Source organism: Pseudomonas sp. AC463 (assembly GCF_979253585.1).
On sequence record NZ_CEEDDZ010000984.1, the window covers coordinates 1 to 248 of the forward strand.

General features: G+C 70.6%; 1 pseudogene. It reads right to left on the reverse strand.

The window, feature by feature from the left end:
- Window positions 1-248: pseudogene (locus tag AC0IYH_RS33170) on the reverse strand (flavin reductase family protein); the annotation flags it as partial.

A 248-nucleotide genomic window follows, 5' to 3' on the forward strand; every position in this document is an offset into this window, starting at 1 on the left:
TATCCCGGCCGGCGCATCCGGAACAGCGTGTCCGGCGTCGTCTCGAAATAATCCTCCGGGCCGCCGCCGCGGCTGATCGGGCGGGCGCGCGCGGTCTGGTAGATGCCGTCGTCGAGCAGCGACGCGTCGATGTGGATGCCGACCGCCTCGCCGATCACCAGCCACTGGTCGAGCGAACGGCCGTCACGCGTCTCCAGCCGGACGATCTGTGTCACCACGCACTCGAACGCGACCGGGCTGGCCGCGAC